Source organism: Marinobacter halodurans, assembly GCF_004327985.1.
Lineage (GTDB): Bacteria > Pseudomonadota > Gammaproteobacteria > Pseudomonadales > Oleiphilaceae > Marinobacter_A > Marinobacter_A halodurans.
Map to the genome: position 1 here is coordinate 1 of NZ_SJDL01000048.1, position 17,946 is coordinate 17,946.

A 17,946-nucleotide genomic window follows, 5' to 3' on the forward strand; every position below is an offset into this window, starting at 1 on the left:
TGCACCGAAGCTAAAGCGTCGGCTACATTAGGGTGCCGCAACCGAGAGGGTTCTTAGCCGATGGAACGGATTGAGGCTGGACTCTCCCCGAGCCATGTAGCAGACGCTTCAGCTTCTGAGGCGCCGACAGGGGCCCTGGGTTGAACCCGGCAGGCCGCGGGCCTGCACCGAAGCTAAAGCGTCGGCTACATTAGGGTGCCGCAACCGAGAGGGTTCTTAGCCGATGGAACGGATTGAGGCTGGACTCTCCCCGAGCCATGTAGCAGACGCTTCAGCTTCTGAGGCGCCGACAGGGGCCCTGGGTTGAACCCGACAGGCCGCGGGCCTGCACCGAAGCTAAAGCGTCGGCTACATGGGACAGGTGCCCGGATAAGCCCCCCAAGATCCCGCCGGACGAATCACTCGTCCCGAGCCGGCGATCCATTCCGCGACGCCACCAGCACCGACACCGTCAACACGAGTGCCCCGATCATACCCAGCATGCCCAAGGATTCCCCGAGGATCATCCACGCCAGCATCGCCGCAAACAGCGGCTCCAGCGTGACGATGATGCTGGAGGTGGTTGCCGGTGTGGTTTCCATCCCGCGGAAGAAGCAGACATAACCCAAACAGGTCGGCACGATGCCGATGTAGGCGATCAGCATCCAGTCGAGACCGTCCAGCGCCGTCAATCCGTCGGCACCGCCGCTCACCCAGACAACCGGTGCCAGGACGACCGCCCCGGTGGTGAAGCACACAAAGGCCTTCCCGAACACCGGGCCGTTGCCCGACACGCGCCGGCTGGTCAGGGTGAACGCCGCGTAGGCCGTGGCGGCGAGGACGGCGATCATCACCCCACCCAATCGGGCGGCGTCCGGATCAGTGATGTCGCCCGAGACCAGCATCAGCGTCCCGACGATGGCGCTGATCAGTGCCAGTACCGTGCGTAGCGTTGGCCGTTCCCCCAGCAACGGAGCGGCAGCGATCGCCACCAGGACCGGCGCGAAGCACAGGGTAATCAGCGTGGCGATACCGGCGCCGGTCAGGTCCACGGCCCACAGGTAGGCGCCCTGGTACACCGCCTGCAAGAGGCCGAGTCCGACAAGTCCGGCGAGCAGGCCCCGGCCGGGGCGCAAATCACCAGGCTTGCGGGAGCGCCACATCAGGAACCCGAAAAACGGGCAGGCAATGCACAGGCGCAGGAACGCCAGGGTCAGCGGCGCCAGGTCACTGTGGGTAAACAGGGTTTTGGCGGCAATGCTGGTGGTCGCCCAGAGCGCAGCGGCGATGGCGATCAGGATGGCGCCACGTACGGCGGCATTCATAGGAGTAAACGGGGTCATATCGTTGATCTCGTCCGGTTCAAAAGGAAAGGGGGGGATTACCGGACAGGCAGGCGCGACTCGCCGAGTTTGGATCAGCGACGAAGGGCGATTATTCCGCGTCCGGTTCAGGACCGGGCGGGAGGGGGGGTGCGTTTGCCGAAGAGATGGGTACGTTTCATCATTCCGCGAGATTAGCGGGATTTGGTGGGGAGGGCAACCTGCGGGAAGCCGGTTTCCCGCAGGATCAGGCTTACTGGACGGTGATGTGGCTGCGGTTGCTGTCCAGGGTGGCCTTGCCGATGCCGTCGACCTTGTCCAGGTCGGCGACGGTCTTGAACGGGCCGTTGGTCTTGCGGTAATCAACGATCGCCTGGGCTTTGACCTCGCCGATGCCATCGAGCTTTTCGGACAGGGTCTTGGCGTCGGCTTTGTTGATGTTGACGCTGACCGCAGCGGCGTCGGTGCTGGTGCTGTCGGCCATCGCAACGCCCGAGAGCAGGGTGGCGATGACGAAAAAGGCAGAAATCAGAATTTTCATGGGAAGTCCTTCTGGGAATGAATGTTGTCCTTGAGCAAGAACGCTCTGTGAACAGACCGGCTGGACGGCAAGGTGCAGCAAACCATCGAGTCCCGTTGGGGATGTGCTCGAGGTGGGGAAGTGGCGTTCCGGCAGGAATGTGAAGACCGTATAGCGGGAGACCGCTGGGAGGATTAAGTCACGGATGCGGGTCCACAGTCCCTGTGCACCCGTTCCGTGGCTTAAAAGCCCTGATCCGCTGGGCTGAAATGTCCCTATAAGGCCTGATCCTTCAGGCTGAGATCGTCCCTGTGCGAGCTGATCCCTCAGATGTCCTGTCCCTGTGTGCCTGATCCTTCAGGCGGTGCCTTCCCTGTGCTGCTTCCTTGCAGTTCCGCGTCCTTGCTGAAAACAAGTTTACTGGATTGTCGAAGATGGCAAATCGGACATTCGCACTCGCGCGTGTGCGATATGGATTACACGCACGTAATCATTTGGAAAGATGGGGTGTCAGATTCGCTCAGCCCTGACGTGACGCAGTGTTCAGCTTTTCCAACAGGTCCTCGCCGGACAGGTTCCGGAGGGTGCCGGCCTCCGCTTCGCGGATCAGTTCCACCAGGCACTCGTTAACCGGCGCCGGGCGCACCAGGCGCCTGGCCAGTTGCACCACCTCGCCGTTGATCCAGTCCACTTCCGTGCGCCGTCCGGCCTGCAGGTCCTCCCACATCGAGGAGCGGGCCAGCGGGTCGATCGACAGCATGGCCTGGGCCAGGCGCCGGAACAGCCAGTCCGGCAGCGCCATCACCCAGGGCACCAGGGGCATGGGCACCGCGGCCAGTTTGACCGTGGGAATCCCCGCCGCCCGCAGCAGCGCCAGGGTCTCCCGCTGTGCCATGGCCAGGCTGAGCCGGTAGGCCCGTTGTGAGAGTTCCGCCTTGAGCGGCAGTCCCGACAGCGCGTTGATCGGGTTGTTGAGATTGAGCAGGAGCTTGGACCACAGCACCGACCGCATGTCGGATTGCTGTATCAGCGGCAGCCCGGCGCGCGCAAAGGCATCTTCCATGGCCGGCGTGATGGCGGAATGCTGCGCGGCCATCAGGTCGCCTTCCGTGCCTTGGTGGAAGTGGCCCGGCGAGTGCTGTAATACGTTGAACGGCACCATCCCCGACAGCACCACCGGTTCCGGCAGCAACGGCTTCAGCCGGTCCGCGTTGGAAATGCCATTCTGCAGGCTGATCACCGCCGTCCCGGGCGCAAGGTGCGGTGCCAAGGCCTGACCCGCGTCTTCGGTAGCGGCGGACTTGACGGTCAGCAACACCAGGTCGGCGCCGGCGACGGCCGCCGGATCGGTGGTGTACTGCCCATCCGTCAGTGTCAGGCTGCTGTCGACGCCCCGGTAGTCGCTGACACGCAGGGGCTGGTTCCGGAACAGCGAGGCCAGGCGGTCGCGGCCAATCATGACCACGTCGGCGCCCGCGGCCAGCAGGCGACCGCCCAGGTAGCAGCCAACGCTGCCGGCTCCGAATATGGCAATACGGGGTGGCTTGGACATAGAACCCTTCCGGTCATTGTGATGCCCGACAACATAGTCGGAAACCGTATCGGCGTCTGTAAACCATTTTACAGTCGCGGCCCGGTCATCGTGCGTCAAGCGCTGGACCGCAGCGGCTTCACGGTTTTCAACGCTCCACACAAGCCCGCCGACCGCCGAAGCGAGTGGGTGTCCAGGGTCCTGTCAAACCCGTGGCCTTCGCAGACGGTGCGTCGACGAGTGCACTGCGGGCGGGCAATGCCTGACCGCTGGCGCCATCACGGTGCGCAAAGGCGGGCGACATCGACGGTCTTTGGGGCTATGGCCAATGGTTTGCCGGTATTGGCGTTTTGCGGTGGCGGCCTGTGAGGCGGATAAGGGGCGGGCCGCACTGGGATGGTGCGCAAATGCAGCGCCTGTCTTGAATCGGGGCGCCTGGCGTTCGGTCAGGAACGGTCCCAAGCGCCTTTGGTTCGGGCTAACCAGATGAATTGTAAGCGTTAAATTGGTGCTGGAATGCCGGATGCACTGCCCTGGGATGCGTTTTGAAGCATTGGAAAACCCAACCAGGATAAAAGGACGCGCTCCATGAAAATCAAAAAGCAAATAACAGCAGGCTTATCTGCGCTGGCTCTTACTCTCACCGTTTCCGTTTCTGCCCCGGTGGCTGCCGCCGACGAAGGCCCGATCAAAGTCGGTATCCTTCACTCCCTGTCCGGCACCATGGCCATCAGTGAATCCACCCTGAAAGACACCATGCTCATGCTCATCAAGGAGCAGAACGAGAACGGCGGCCTGCTGGGTCGCAAGCTCGAGCCGGTGGTGGTGGATCCGGCCTCCAACTGGCCGCTGTTCGCCGAGAAGGCCCGCGAGCTGCTGGCCAAGGACAAAGTCGACGTCATCTTCGGTAACTGGACGTCCGTCTCCCGTAAATCCGTACTGCCGGTGGTCGAGGAACTGAACGGCCTGCTGTTCTACCCGGTCCAGTACGAAGGTGAAGAATCCTCCGAGAACGTGTTCTACACCGGTGCCGCGCCCAACCAGCAGGCGATCCCGGCGGTGAATTACCTGATGAACCAGGTCGGCGTGAAGCGCTGGGTCCTGGCGGGCACCGACTACGTGTACCCGCGCACCACCAACAAGATCCTCGAGGCCTACCTGAAGGATCACGGCGTGGCCGATGAAGACATCATGGTCAACTACACGCCGTTCGGTCATTCCAACTGGCAGTCCATCGTCTCCGACATCAAGACCTTCGGCAGCCAGGGCAAGAAAACCGCCGTGGTCTCCACCATCAACGGCGACGCCAACGTCCCGTTCTACCGCGAACTGGCCAACCAGGGCATCAAGGCCGAGGACATCCCGGTCGTGGCCTTCTCCGTGGGTGAGCAGGAGCTGTCCGGCATCGATACCGGCCCGCTGGTCGGTCACCTGGCCGCGTGGAACTACTTCATGAGCGTCGACACCGACGCCAACTACGACTTCATCGACAAGTGGGTCGCCTACACCGGCAAGGAAGACGCCGTAACCAATGACCCGATGGAAGCGCACTACATCGGCTTCAACATGTGGAAGGAAGCGGTCAAGAAGGCCGGCACCACCGACGTGGACGCGGTTAAGGACGCCATCATCGGCGTTTCCGTACCGAACCTGACCGGCGGCTACGCCACGATGATGCCGAACCATCACATCACCAAGCCGGTGCTGATCGGCGAGATCCAGGACAACGGTCAGTTCTCCGTCGTCTGGCAGACCCCGTCCACCGTTGCGGGCGATGCGTGGTCGGATTACCTGCCGGGTTCCAAGGACCTGATCAGTGACTGGCGCAAGCCCCTGCACTGCGGCAACTACAACGTCGTCACCAAGTCCTGCGGTGGCAAGTCTGAAGTCGCTGCCGAGTAAGGCACCATCCGGTGCGGGTGTCCTTCGGGGCACCCGCCCACCTCAAGGCACAGGGCGGGCGTTTCCGAAAGGGACTGTCGTCGGGTTGTCACAGCCCTTTTTCGAAGCGTCGCCGCCTCAAGGATTCACATTGGATAGGACGCAACCATGAGCATCATCCGATCGCTCAAACAGCTGCTTATTGTCTGCCTGCTGTCGTTGCCGGTGCTGGGGCACGCCCAGGCCAACGACGAGCAGGCGCAGTCGTTACTGACCCAACTGGCGGAATCTTCCTACGGCCAGAAAGGGAAGATCGCCGGTGAGATCGCCCGCAGTGGCGACGAGCGGGCCCGGGGCTGGCTGGAAGCCTTCTCCGCCGGCAAGCTTGCCCGCATCGAACCTTCTAAAGGTGACGCTGAGGGCTCCGGCAAATTCGTCATCGTACTCTCCAACCGCGGCCGCAACTGGAAGGTCCAGGACGCCCTGACCGGCGATGACCTGGGCGAGATCTCCCGCCGCGACCTGGATTCCATCCGCGTTAACAACTCCCTGCGCAGCGAGATCGACGGCATTCTCTCGGTCATCGACCTGACCGTGAACGACGCCGACAAGCGTTTGGCCGCCGCCCGGGGCCTGCGCGGCAACGTCGACGAGGCCATGGCCAAGAAGCTGACCGAGCTGATGGCCAGCGAGGAAGACGCCGACGTCAAGGCCACGCTGAACGAGGCCCTGGCGATCTACAAGGTGGAGGAGCAGGGCGACCTGAGTGCGGTGAAGACGCTCTCCGGCAGCCTCAACTCCGAAGCCCGCGCGGCCCTGAACAGCGCCACCTACAGCGACGATCCGGCCCTCAAGCAAGCGGCCCGGGACGCGCTGGCCTCCATCGAAACCAAACTCAAATGGAACCGCGCCGCCGAGACCCTGTACTTCGGCCTGTCGCTCGGTTCCGTGCTGGTGCTGGCCGCCATCGGCCTGGCCATCACCTTCGGCGTCATGGGCGTGATCAACATGGCCCACGGCGAGCTGATCATGCTCGGCGCCTACACCACCTGGGGCATGCAGCAGATGCTGCCGGGCCAGCCGGGACTGGCGCTGATCCTGTCCATCCCGGCCGGGTTCCTCGTCTCCGCGCTGGCGGGTGTGGCCATCGAGCGCAGCGTCATCCAGTTCCTCAAGGGCCGTCCGCTGGAAACCCTGCTGGCCACCTTCGGCATCAGCCTGGTGCTGCAGCAGCTGGTCCGGACCGTCATTTCCCCGCTTAACCGCACGGTGGTCACGCCGGACTGGATGAGCGGCTCCATCATGGTGAACGAGGCCCTGTCCCTGACCCTGAACCGGCTCTACATCATCGGCTTCGCGCTGGTCGTGTTCGTCGGCCTGATGCTGATCATGCGCAAGACCCGCCTGGGTCTGGAAGTGCGCGCCGTCACCCAGAACCGCGCCATGGCCCGCTCCATGGGCATCAAGGCCACCAAGGTGGACATCATGACCTTCGCCCTCGGCTCCGGCGTCGCCGGGCTCGCGGGCGTGGCCCTGTCGCAGATCACCAACGTCGGTCCCAACCTGGGCCAGAACTACATCATCGACTCCTTCATGGTGGTGGTGTTCGGCGGCGTCGGGAACCTGTGGGGCACGCTGGTGGCCGGTCTGTCGCTGGGCACCATCAACCAGCTGCTGGAACCCTGGGCGGGCGCCGTCCTGGCCAAGATCCTGGTGCTGGTCTTCATCATCCTGTTCATCCAGAAACGCCCGCGCGGATTGTTCCCGCAGAAGGGCCGTGCCGCAGAGGGGTAGGGATGTCCCGTCTAACCAATTTTATGAACCACTGCGAGGCGCCGGCTGATCGCCGACACCCCGCCCTTCGGGAGCCGCTGAGCACCACGATAGCCGCGTTGCGGCGGCTCGATTTGGATCCACCAAACCCTCGCCACCACGCCTTGCTATCGAGGTGCGCAGCGACTCAGTGGATCAAAAAATCAGTCAGAAGGGACATCGCATGAACTATTCACAATCCTGGCTGACACGCCCGTTTACTGAGCGGTCGACCCAGATCTTCCTGGGCGTCCTGTTCCTGGCCGTCATGGTCGTTTCCGTGCTGCATCTGGTGATGCCCGAAGGCAGCGCCCTGTACGTGAGTTCCTACACCGTCACCCTGCTGGGCAAGTACCTGTGCTACGCACTGCTGGCGGTGGCCGTCGATCTGGTCTGGGGCTACCTCGGTATCCTCAGCCTGGGCCACGGTGCCTTCTTTGCCCTGGGCGGCTACGCCATGGGCATGTACCTGATGCGCCAGATCGGCGATCGCGGCGTCTACGGCGATCCGACCCTGCCGGACTTCATGGTGTTCCTGAACTGGGACTCGCTGCCCTGGTACTGGCACGGCTTCGATATGGCCTGGTTCGCCTTCATCATGGTGCTGCTGGCCCCGGGCCTGCTGGCTCTGGTGTTCGGCTTCCTCGCCTTCCGTTCGCGGGTGACCGGCGTGTACCTGTCGATCATCACCCAGGCGCTGACCTTCGCCCTGATGCTGGCCTTCTTCCGCAACGAGATGGGCTTCGGCGGCAACAACGGGCTGACCGACTTCAAGGACATCCTCGGCTTCGACCTGCGCACCGACGCCGCCCGCCTCGGCTTGTTCATTGCCACCGGCATCGCGCTGGCGGTGGGCTACGTGATCTGCCGCGCGATCGTCACTTCCAAGCTGGGCCGCGTCAGCGTGGCCTGCCGGGACGCCGAAGCGCGTACGCGGTTCCTCGGCTACCGGGTGGAACGGGTGCAGCTGTTCGTGTTCGTGGTCTCCGCCATGCTGGCGGGGGTGGCCGGGGCGCTCTACGTGCCGCAGGTGGGCATCATCAACCCGAGTGAATTCTCGCCGCTATTCTCCATCGAGATCGTGGTGTGGGTGGCCCTCGGCGGCCGCGCGACGCTCTACGGGGCGGTCATCGGCGCGATCATCGTCAACTACGCCAAGACCGTGTTCACCGGCATCCTACCGGACGCGTGGCTGTTCGCCCTGGGCGCGCTGTTCGTGCTGGTCACGGTGTTCCTGCCCAAGGGCATTGCCGGCCTGCTGCCGGGCCTGAAGAAGAAAACGGATGATGAATCCGAAGCACCCACCAGCGGCAAGGAGGCCACCGCATGAGCATCATGAGCGAGCTGACCCACCGCGACCGGGTCTTTGATTTCCTGACCCCGACGGCGTCCCCGGTGGACGTCCGTCACGGGCCAATCCTCTACCTGGAAGACGTCACCGTCAGCTTCGACGGCTTCAAGGCCATCAACAACCTGAACCTGACCATCGACGACGGCGAACTGCGCTGCATCATCGGTCCCAACGGCGCGGGCAAGACCACGATGATGGACATCATCACCGGCAAGACCCGCCCGGACGTGGGCTCGGTCTGGTTCGGCAGCCGTCACAACCTGCTGACGATGAACGAGCCGGACATCGCCAGCCTCGGCATCGGCCGCAAGTTCCAGAAGCCCACCGTGTTCGAAGCCCTGACCGTGTTCGAAAACCTCGAGCTGGCCATGGCCACCGACAAGCGGGTGCTGCCGACCCTGACCGCCCGACTCACCGGCGAGGCCAGGGCCCGCATCGACGAAGTGTTGACCACCATCGGCCTCACCGACCTGCGCCACCGCGAGGCGGGCATCCTTTCCCACGGCCAGAAACAGTGGCTGGAGATCGGCATGCTGCTGATGCAGAAGCCGCGCCTGCTGCTGGTGGACGAACCCGTCGCGGGCATGACCGAACAGGAAATGGAGCGCACCGCCGAATTGCTGACCAGCCTGGCGGGCAAGCAGTCCGTGGTCGTCGTCGAGCATGACATGGGCTTCGTCCGCTCCATCGCCCGCACCGTCACCGTCCTGCATCAGGGCAGCGTGCTGGCGGAAGGTTCCATGGACGACGTGTCCAACGATCCCAAGGTCATTGAAGTTTATCTGGGGGAGGGCGCCTGATGCTCAAGATCGAAAAACTCAACCAGTTCTACGGCGAGAGCCACACCCTCTGGGACCTCGACCTGGACGTGCCCCAGGGCCAGTGCACCTGTGTCATGGGCCGCAACGGCGTGGGCAAGACCACCCTGATGAAATGCGTCATGGGGGAGGAAAGCGTCAAGGACGGCAGCATCCTGTTTGCCGGCGACGTGGAATTGACCCAACGCAAGATCGAGGACCGCTCCCGTCTGGGCATCGGCTATGTTCCTCAGGGGCGGCAGGTTTTTCCGCTGCTGACCGTCGAGGAAAACCTGCGCACCGGCCTGGCCGTGCGGCAGGACGGCAGCAAGACCATCCCGGAGCGGGTCTACGAGCTGTTCCCGGTGCTCAGGGAAATGAAAAACCGCCGCGGCGGCGATCTCTCCGGCGGCCAGCAACAGCAACTGGCCATCGGCCGCGCGCTGGTGATCGAGCCGCGCCTGCTGATCCTCGACGAACCGGGCGAGGGCATCCAGCCCAACATCGTCGCCCAGATCGGCGAGGTCATCCGCAAGCTGATCGAGGAGGACGGTCTGACCGTGCTGCTGGTGGAACAGAAACTGCCGTTCGCCCGCAAGTACGCCGACCGTTTCGCCATCATGGACCGGGGCCGTCGCGTGGCTGAAGGCGAGATCGCCGAGCTGTCCGACGCACTCATCAAGCAGCACCTGACCGTATGACGATTTTTGCCCCCCTGAACACGCCGCTGCCCAACGACCGCGAGTCCGCCAACGACTCGGGTCACCGCTTCGATACCGGGCGGCGCTGGGCGGCGTCCATCGAACTGGGCTTCGAGGCCCGGCGCGAATCGCTGCAGCGCATCACCCGACTGGTCCGCCGCCGCCACTACGGCCCGCTGCGGGTCCAGAAGCCGTTCTACCCGGAAGGCCGCGACGGCTGCTGCCACGTCTATCTGCTGCATCCGCCGGGCGGACTGGTGAGCGGCGACGCGCTGTCCATCACCGCCTCGCTGGCGGAAGGCGCGCACGCGCTGCTGACCACGCCCGCCGCCGCCAAGCTCTACAAGGCCGACAGCCACGGCGTCGCCTGGGCGCAGCACACGCAGCTGAACGTCGCCGACGGCGCCACCCTGGAATGGCTGCCCCAGGAAACCCTCGCCTTCGACGGCTCAAGAGGCGAACAGACCACCACCATCGACCTCACCGGTTCGGCCCGCTGCATCGGCTGGGAAGTGCTGGCCCTCGGCCGCCCGGTGGGGGAGCTGCCGTTCGTCAGCGGCCACCTGGAACAACGCTTCCGCCTGACCCGCGATGGCCGCCCCCTGTGGATCGAACGCCAGCCCATGGACCCGACGCACCCCCGGTTCAAGGGCCACTGGGGGCAGGGCGGCAGCACCGTCCAGGCCACGCTGTGGGCGGTGGGTCTAGGGGATGAAAACGAAGCCATCGACGCCCTGCGCGAGCAGATCGCCGCATCCCCGAGATGGGCGGTCACCCGCCGCCGGGGCGTGTTGCTGCTGCGCTACATCGGCCACGAACGCAACGAAGCCTGGGCCATTTGCCAGCAGGCGTGGGAAATCCTGAGGCCGAGATTGACCGGCCAGGAGGCGCATATACCGCGCATCTGGCTGACATAGATGCACGAACCAATGTAGCCGACGCTTCAGCTTCGGAGGCGTCACCAGACGCCCGGCCAACACCCGGCGGTCCCACGGCCTGCTCCGAAGCTAAAGCGTCGGCCACGAAAGACCCGGACCTGAACCCCCGGGAGAACATGAAGCACGAGCCAATGTAGCCGATGCTTCAGCTTCGGAGGCGTCACCAGACGCCCGGCCAACACCCGGCAGTCCTGCGGCCTGCTCCGAAGCTAAAGCGTCGGCTACGAAAGACCCGGACCTGAACCCCCGGGAGAACAGGAAGCACGAACCAATGTAGCCGATGCTTCAGCTTCGGAGGCGTCGCCAGACGCCCGGCTAACACCCGGCAGCCCTGCGGCCCGCTCCGAAACTAAAGCGTCGGCTACGAAAGACCCGGACCTGAACCCCCGGGAGAACAGGAAGCACGAACCAATGTAGCCGATGCTTTAGCTTCGGAGGCGTCGCCAGACGCCCGGCCAACACCCGGGGGCCCTACGGCCCGCTCCGAAGCTAAAGCGTCGGCTACGAAAGACCCGGACCTGAAACCCCGGGAGAACAGGAAGCACGAACCAATGTAGCCGACGCTTCAGCTTCTGAGGCGTCGCCAGACGCCCGGCTAACACCCGGCAGCCCTGCGGCCCGCTCCGAAGCTAAAGCGTCGGCTACGAAAGACCCGGACCTGAACCCCCGGGAAAACAGGAAGCACGAACCAATGTAGCCGACGCTTCAGCTTCGGAGGCGTCGCCAGACGCCCGGCCAACCCCCGGCGGTCCTACGGCCCGCTCCGAAGCTAAAGCGTCGGCTACGAAAGACCCGGACCTGAATCCCCGGGAAAACAGGAAGCACGAACCAATGTAGTCGATGCTTCAGCTTCGGAGGCGTCGCCAGACGCCCGGCTAACACCCGGCAGCCCTACGGCCCGCTCCGAAGCTAAAGCGTCGGCTACGAAAGACCCGGACCTGAACCCCCGGGAGAACAGGAAGCACGAGCCAATGTAGCCGATGCTTCAGCTTCGGAGGCGTCGCCAGACGCCCGGCCAACCCCCGGCGGCCCTGCGGCCCGCTCCGAAGCTAAAGCGTCGGCTACGAAAGACCCGGACCTGAACCCCCGGGAGAACAGGAAGCACGAGCCAATGTAGCCGATGCTTCAGCTTCGGAGGCGTCGCCAGACGCCCGGCTAACACCCGGCAGCCCTACGGCCCGCTCCGAAGCTAAAGCGTCGGCTACACCAGAAAAGACAAAAGAACATCGCAAACAACGGAGTTACGACGATGGAACTCACCCCCAGAGACAAAGACAAGCTGATGCTGTTCACCGCAGCACTGCTCGCCGAGCGCCGCAAGGCCAAGGGCCTCAAGCTCAACTACCCGGAATCCGTGGCCCTGATCAGCGCCGAAATCCTCGAGGGCGCCCGCGAAGGTCGCACCGTCGCGGAACTCATGAGCCTGGGCACCGAAGTGCTGACCCGGGACGACGTGATGGAAGGCGTCGCGGAAATGGTGGACGAAGTGCAGGTCGAAGCCACCTTTCCGGACGGCACCAAACTCGTCACGGTTCACAACCCCATAGTCTGAGGAGGCGCAGATGATTCCCGGCGAATACCACATCAAGGACGGCGACATCGAACTCTGCGCCGGCCGTGAACGCATCACTGTCGAGGTGGGCAACACCGGCGACCGCCCGGTGCAGATCGGCTCCCACTACCACTTTGCCGAAGCCAACCCGGCACTCACCTTCGACCGCAAGAAGGCCACCGGATACCGCCTGGACATCGCCGCCGGCACCGCGATCCGCTTCGAGCCGGGCCAGACACGCGAAGTCACCCTGATCCCCTACGCCGGCAAGCGGGAGATCTACGGCTTTCGGGGTGAGGTGATGGGTAAGTTGGACTCCACGAATTAAGTCTGAGGAACGGTCGGGGCACCCCTTCCGGGAATGTGCGGAGCCATGGATGGCGGAGCTCAAGCGTCACATGGACGTGCCGGAAGGAGCGTTTCCCGGAAGGGGTGCCCCGATCGGTCCCTGCACCAGAATAAGAGGCGAAACATGAAAATCAGCAGACAAGCCTACGCCGACATGTACGGCCCCACCGTGGGCGACCGCGTGCGGCTCGGGGACACCGAACTCTGGATCGAGGTCGAGAAAGACCACACCCATTACGGCGACGAGGTTAAATTCGGCGGCGGCAAAGTCATCCGCGACGGCATGGGCCAGAGCCAGCGCTGCGACGACGCGGTCATGGACACCGTCATCACCAACGCCCTGATCCTCGACTGGTGGGGCATCGTCAAAGCGGACGTGGGCATCCAGAAAGGCCGCATTGCCGCCATCGGCAAGGCCGGTAACCCGGACACCCAGCCGGACGTCGAGATCGTCATCGGCCCGGGCACCGAAATCATCGCCGGGGAGGGCAAGATCCTCACCGCCGGCGGCACCGGGCCGGCCACCGGCACCAATGCCACCACCTGCACGCCGGGCCCCTGGCACATCGGCAAAATGCTCCAGGCGGTGGACACGCTGCCCATGAACATCGGCTTCCTCGGCAAGGGCAACGCCTCCTTGCCGGAAGCGCTGGAAATCCAGGTGGAAGCGGGGGTGATCGGCCTCAAACTGCACGAAGACTGGGGCACCACGCCGGCCGCCATCGACAACTGCCTGACCGTCGCCGACAAGTACGACGTGCAGGTGGCGATCCACACCGACACCCTGAACGAGTCCGGCTTCGTCGAAGACACCCTGGCCGCGTTCAAGGACCGCTGTATCCACACCTTCCACACGGAAGGAGCGGGCGGTGGCCACGCGCCGGACATCATCACCGCGTGCTCGAAAGCCAACGTGCTGCCGTCGTCCACCAACCCGACGCGGCCCTACACGGTGAACACCATCGACGAGCACCTGGACATGCTGATGGTCTGCCACCACCTGGACCCGAACATCCCGGAAGACGTCGCCTTCGCCGACTCCCGCATCCGCCGCGAGACCATCGCCGCCGAGGACATCCTCCACGATATGGGCGTGATCTCCATGATCTCCTCCGACTCCCAGGCCATGGGCCGGGTGGGCGAGGTCATCTGCCGCACCTGGCAGACCGCCCACAAGATGAAAGTCCAGCGCGGCCTGCTGCCGGAAGACCAGGAACTGGGCGCCGACAACTTCCGCGCCAAGCGCTACATCGCCAAGTACACCATCAACTCCGCGATCACCCACGGCATCGCGCACGACGTGGGCTCGGTGGAAGTGGGCAAGCTGGCGGACCTGGTGCTGTGGAGCCCGGCCTTCTTCGGCGTGAAGCCCGCCACCATCCTCAAGGGCGGCATGATCGCCGCCGCGCCGATGGGCGACCCGAACGCCTCCATCCCCACGCCGCAGCCGGTGCACTACCGCCCCATGTTCGGCGCCTACGGCAAGGCCGCCAGTGCCACCCGCCTGACCTTCGTCAGCCAGGCCGCACTGGACGCCGGCATCGACAAGGCGCTGGGGCTGGACAGCCCGCTGTCCGCCTGCAAAGGCGTGCGCCAGGTGCGCAAGGGCGACATGAAACTCAACGACGCCTGCCCGACGCTGACCGTCGACCCGCAGACCTACGAGGTCCACGCCGACGGCGAATTGCTCACCTGCGAGCCGGCCACCGAGCTGCCGCTGGCCCAGCGTTACCACCTGTTCTGAGGACGCCCGCATGATTGAACTGACACAACGCATCGCCCCGGTCGAATCGGCGGAAATCTTCGACAGCCTGACCCTGCCGTTCGAGCTGCGCATCCGCGGCCGCCTGCGGGCCACCACCGACAACGGCACCGACGTGGGCCTGTTCCTGGATCGCGGCCCGGTGCTGCGTGACGGCGACTGCCTGCAATCCGCCGGCGGCGAAGTGGTCCGCATCCGCGCCGCTGACGAGCCGGTGGTCACCGCCCAGATCCTGGCGGGCCTGCCGCTGGCGCGCCTGTGCTACCACCTGGGCAACCGCCACGTGCAGCTGGCCATCGGCACCATCGACGAGCAGACCGGCTGGGTCCGCTTCCCGCCGGATCACGTGCTGGAAGAACTGGCCGAACGCCTCGGCGCCACCCTGAAGCACCACCAGGCCCCGTTCGATCCCGAGCCGGGCGCCTATTCCCAGGCGGGGCATTCGCACGGTCACAGTCACGGCCACGGTCACGGTCATAGCCACGGCCATTCCCACGATCACGACCATGGCCACGACCACCCGCACAGTCACGGACACGGGAGCGACCATGTCCACTGAGGCCACGCCCATGGCGGATCTCAGCCTGCTCGGCCTGCTGCAACTGGTCAGCCCGGCACTGCCCATCGGGGCCTTTGCCTGGTCCCAGGGGCTGGAAAGCGCCTTCGAGCTGGATTGGGTGCGCAACAAGGCCGACCTGGGGCAGTGGCTGGCGGGCGTGCTGGACGACGGCCTGACCCGCTGCGAACTGCCCGTGCTGGCACGCCAGCAACAGGCCTGGGCCGACGGCGACGCCGCGACGCTGGCGCAGTGGAACGACTGGCTCCACGCCACCCGGGAAACTGCCGAACTGAGCGACGAGGACATCCGCCTGGGCTCGGCGCTCACGCGCCTGCTCACCAGCCTGGATCTGATGCCGGAAGACGGCCAGATGCCCCACGAACCGGGCTACGTCACCGTCTTCGCCTGGGCCGCCCACCAGCGGAACGTGCCCGTGCGCCAGACCCTGCTCGGCTTCGCCTGGGCCTGGCTGGAAAACCAGCTCGCCGTGGCCTGCAAGGCGCTGCCCCTCGGGCACACCGCCGCCCAGCGGCTGACCGAACAACTGCGCCCGGCACTGGTGAGGGCCGTGGATAACGCCTTGGTCCTGGAAGACGACGAAATGGGCCCGATCCTGCCGGGTTTGGCGCTCGCTTCCGCGCACCACGAAACACAGTATTCCCGCTTATTTCGAAGCTAATGCGCTCGCCAACGCGCACCTACAAACAACGATGAGGAACACACCATGAAACATTGTCTGCGAGTCGGGGTCGGTGGCCCTGTCGGTTCCGGTAAAACCGCCCTGCTGCGCCAGCTCTGCCTGGCCCTGCGCGACCACTACAACATCGCCGTGGTCACCAACGACATCTACACCCGGGAAGACGCCGACTTCCTGCTGCGCCACGAAGCCCTGGAAGCCGACCGCATCCTCGGCGTGGAAACCGGCGGCTGCCCGCACACCGCCATCCGCGAGGACGCCTCCATGAACCTGGCGGCCATCGACGACCTCCAGTCCCGCCACCCGGACCTGGAGCTAGTACTGGTGGAATCCGGCGGCGACAACCTCTCCGCCACCTTCAGCCCGGAACTGTCGGACCTCACCCTGTACGTCATCGACGTCTCCGCCGGCGACAAGATCCCCCGCAAGGGCGGGCCGGGCATCACCAAGTCCGACCTGCTGATCATCAACAAGATCGACATCGCCGAACAGGTCCACGCCTCACTGGAGGTCATGGATCGGGACTCCAAAAAGATGCGCGGCGAACGGCCGTTCGTGTTTACCAACCTGTATGACGGGGTCGGGCTGGACACGATTATCTCGTTCATCCTCGAACGCGGCATGTTGCCGGAACGCCGCCCAGAGAAAATCGAAGCGTCAGCCTGAGATCGGCCCAAACCAAACGAATTGGATTGCAGTTAAACGGAGATAACCATGACACGACTCACCCAAACCCTGCTCACCGCCGGCCTCATGCTGACCGCCACGGCGGCCTCCGCCCACCCGGGCCACGGCCAGGGCGGCTTCACCAGCGGCCTGCTGCACCCCATGCTGGGCCTCGACCATCTAATGGCCATGGCCGCCATCGGCTTCTGGAGTATGCGCCAAAGCGGCTGGATGAAACGCGGCACGCCGCTGTTTATGATTGGTGGCATGTTCCTCGGGGCTGGATTGGCTTTCGCGGGCCTGAACATCCCGGGCGTTGAAACCGGCATTGCGCTGTCCGTCATGCTGGCAGGCGTACTGATCGCCACCCTGGCCAAACTGCCGGCAGCCGTGGGTGGATCGTTGGTCGCCACCTTTATGATCTTCCATGGCTACGCCCACGGCGCCGAAATGCCGGCGGGATCGCACTTTATGGCTTATATGGCGGGCTTTGGTATCCCGACGCTGGCGATTGCCTTCGCAGGTCGTGGCCTTGGTGCGCTGTTGATGAAAACCGACAACCGCGTTTCACAAGCTGTTGGTGCCGCGCTCGCAGCAACTGGAGCTTTCCTCGTATCGTAAGGTCTGACTAAGCCTCTCTCCCCTCCGAGGGAGAGAGGTTTGGAGAGAGGGGGGGGGGGCAGGCACCAGCCTGCCTCTCTCTATATGACCCAGCTCAACTTTAACAACATTTTGCGCCCAACCACCCCACCAACATTTGCTCCCTACCTTTTCCCTCGCTATAAACAACATTAACTTTCAGAAAGCTTAAGCACTCAATCACCACTCGCACGGCAGCCAGGCAAGGAGTCAGCACTGGCTGAGGACAACAAAAATGGACCTTTCTTCCGTCTTACAACCGTTAATCCAAGCCCTCTGGTACCTCATCCCGCTGGCCATCCTCGGCGGCATCATCCAATCGCCCCATTTCAAAGGCTGGGTCGGCGAAAGCCTGGTTAACCTCTCGGCACGCCTGTTCCTCGACAAGAACACCTACCACCTGATCCGTAACGTCACCCTGCCCACCGAAGACGGCACCACCCAGATCGATCACGTGATCGTGTCGCCCTACGGCGTGTTCGTTGTGGACACCCGCGACATGAAAGGCGGGCTCTATGGCAGTGCCGAACAGCCCAACTGGTTACAGCGCAGGAGGCGGTATGTGAAGCGGTTTGAGAATCCGTTGTTTCAAAGCCGGGAGCATTTGAAGACCCTGTGGACGTTGCTTGGTCTGAATGCGGAGCAGGTGCATTCGCTGGTGGTGTTTTTGGGGAAGGGCGGTTTCGGACTGAGATGCCGGGGAATGTTGTGCGGGGGTGAGGGTATTTGGGTAGGGTTAAGGCTTACCGCCAGCCGGTGCTTTCTTTACAGCAAATTGGAGAGGTAATCGAAATGTTGGGTTCTGGTCGGTTGAACGGGACGGGCGGGGCGCAGATTGATCGTGTGAGGACTGTTCGAGGGATCGTTTAGGGGAAGCATCAAGTTAAGCAG

The 17,946-nt window shown here is 64.1% G+C and carries 17 protein-coding genes; 14 read left to right on the forward strand and 3 right to left on the reverse strand.

The window, feature by feature from the left end; all coding sequences use genetic code 11:
• Positions 1–398: 398 nt before the first annotated feature.
• The 3 genes from EZI54_RS21075 to EZI54_RS21085 form a co-directional block, all read right to left on the reverse strand.
• Positions 399–1,322: a DMT family transporter gene (locus EZI54_RS21075; RefSeq protein WP_242674549.1), complete on the reverse strand. Its 924-nt coding sequence runs from the start codon at positions 1,320–1,322 to the stop codon at positions 399–401.
• A 232-nt stretch (positions 1,323–1,554) separates the two neighbouring features.
• A complete protein-coding gene (locus EZI54_RS21080) occupies positions 1,555–1,842 on the reverse strand; it encodes a ComEA family DNA-binding protein (RefSeq protein WP_131483870.1) in 288 nt (95 codons plus the stop codon).
• A 499-nt stretch (positions 1,843–2,341) separates the two neighbouring features.
• Positions 2,342–3,373: a 2-dehydropantoate 2-reductase gene (locus EZI54_RS21085; protein ID WP_131483871.1), complete on the reverse strand. Its 1,032-nt coding sequence runs from the start codon at positions 3,371–3,373 to the stop codon at positions 2,342–2,344.
• 567 nt (positions 3,374–3,940) lie between these two features.
• Here EZI54_RS21085 and urtA point away from each other — a divergent pair.
• The 14 genes from urtA (at position 3,941) to EZI54_RS21155 (ending at position 17,842) form a co-directional block, all read left to right on the forward strand.
• On the forward strand, positions 3,941–5,254 hold the full coding sequence (gene urtA, locus EZI54_RS21090; protein ID WP_131483872.1) for an urea ABC transporter substrate-binding protein: 1,314 nt from the start codon (positions 3,941–3,943) through the stop codon (positions 5,252–5,254).
• Positions 5,255–5,401: 147 nt separating this feature from the next.
• The gene (urtB, locus tag EZI54_RS21095) at positions 5,402–7,027 is read left to right on the forward strand and encodes an urea ABC transporter permease subunit UrtB (RefSeq protein WP_131483873.1); all 1,626 of its coding nucleotides are present in this window, start codon (positions 5,402–5,404) and stop codon (positions 7,025–7,027) included.
• Positions 7,028–7,229: 202 nt separating this feature from the next.
• A complete protein-coding gene (urtC, locus tag EZI54_RS21100) occupies positions 7,230–8,375 on the forward strand; it encodes an urea ABC transporter permease subunit UrtC (RefSeq protein ID WP_131483874.1) in 1,146 nt (381 codons plus the stop codon).
• 5 nt (positions 8,376–8,380) lie between these two features.
• Positions 8,381–9,196 (forward strand): urea ABC transporter ATP-binding protein UrtD, encoded by an 816-nt coding sequence (gene urtD, locus EZI54_RS21105; protein WP_423227012.1) that lies wholly within the window; start codon positions 8,381–8,383, stop codon positions 9,194–9,196.
• A complete protein-coding gene (gene urtE / locus EZI54_RS21110) occupies positions 9,196–9,894 on the forward strand; it encodes an urea ABC transporter ATP-binding subunit UrtE (RefSeq protein WP_131483876.1) in 699 nt (232 codons plus the stop codon). Before urtD ends, urtE begins: the two co-directional genes overlap by 1 nt.
• On the forward strand, positions 9,891–10,811 hold the full coding sequence (locus tag EZI54_RS21115) for an urease accessory protein UreD (protein ID WP_131483877.1): 921 nt from the start codon (positions 9,891–9,893) through the stop codon (positions 10,809–10,811). The genes urtE and EZI54_RS21115 overlap by 4 nt, the downstream gene beginning before the upstream one ends.
• Positions 10,812–12,081: 1,270 nt before the next feature.
• Positions 12,082–12,384: an urease subunit gamma gene (gene ureA, locus EZI54_RS21120; RefSeq protein WP_111494800.1), complete on the forward strand. Its 303-nt coding sequence runs from the start codon at positions 12,082–12,084 to the stop codon at positions 12,382–12,384.
• 10 nt (positions 12,385–12,394) lie between these two features.
• The gene (locus EZI54_RS21125; RefSeq protein ID WP_131483878.1) at positions 12,395–12,712 is read left to right on the forward strand and encodes an urease subunit beta; all 318 of its coding nucleotides are present in this window, start codon (positions 12,395–12,397) and stop codon (positions 12,710–12,712) included.
• A gap of 144 nt (positions 12,713–12,856) precedes the next feature.
• On the forward strand, positions 12,857–14,476 hold the full coding sequence (gene ureC / locus EZI54_RS21130) for an urease subunit alpha (protein WP_131483879.1): 1,620 nt from the start codon (positions 12,857–12,859) through the stop codon (positions 14,474–14,476).
• Positions 14,477–14,486: 10 nt separating this feature from the next.
• Entirely contained in the window at positions 14,487–15,053 is a 567-nt protein-coding gene (gene ureE, locus EZI54_RS21135) for an urease accessory protein UreE (RefSeq protein WP_131483880.1), read from the forward strand.
• A complete protein-coding gene (locus tag EZI54_RS21140) occupies positions 15,043–15,732 on the forward strand; it encodes an urease accessory protein UreF (RefSeq protein ID WP_131483881.1) in 690 nt (229 codons plus the stop codon). The genes ureE and EZI54_RS21140 overlap by 11 nt, the downstream gene beginning before the upstream one ends.
• 45 nt (positions 15,733–15,777) lie before the next feature.
• On the forward strand, positions 15,778–16,416 hold the full coding sequence (gene ureG / locus EZI54_RS21145) for an urease accessory protein UreG (RefSeq protein ID WP_131483882.1): 639 nt from the start codon (positions 15,778–15,780) through the stop codon (positions 16,414–16,416).
• Positions 16,417–16,464: 48 nt separating this feature from the next.
• Positions 16,465–17,037 (forward strand): HupE/UreJ family protein, encoded by a 573-nt coding sequence (locus EZI54_RS21150; protein ID WP_131483883.1) that lies wholly within the window; start codon positions 16,465–16,467, stop codon positions 17,035–17,037.
• Between the two features lie 253 nt (positions 17,038–17,290).
• Positions 17,291–17,842, forward strand: a complete 552-nt coding sequence (locus EZI54_RS21155; RefSeq protein ID WP_207389298.1) for a nuclease-related domain-containing protein — start codon at positions 17,291–17,293, stop codon at positions 17,840–17,842.
• The last annotated feature ends 104 nt before the right edge of the window (positions 17,843–17,946 follow it).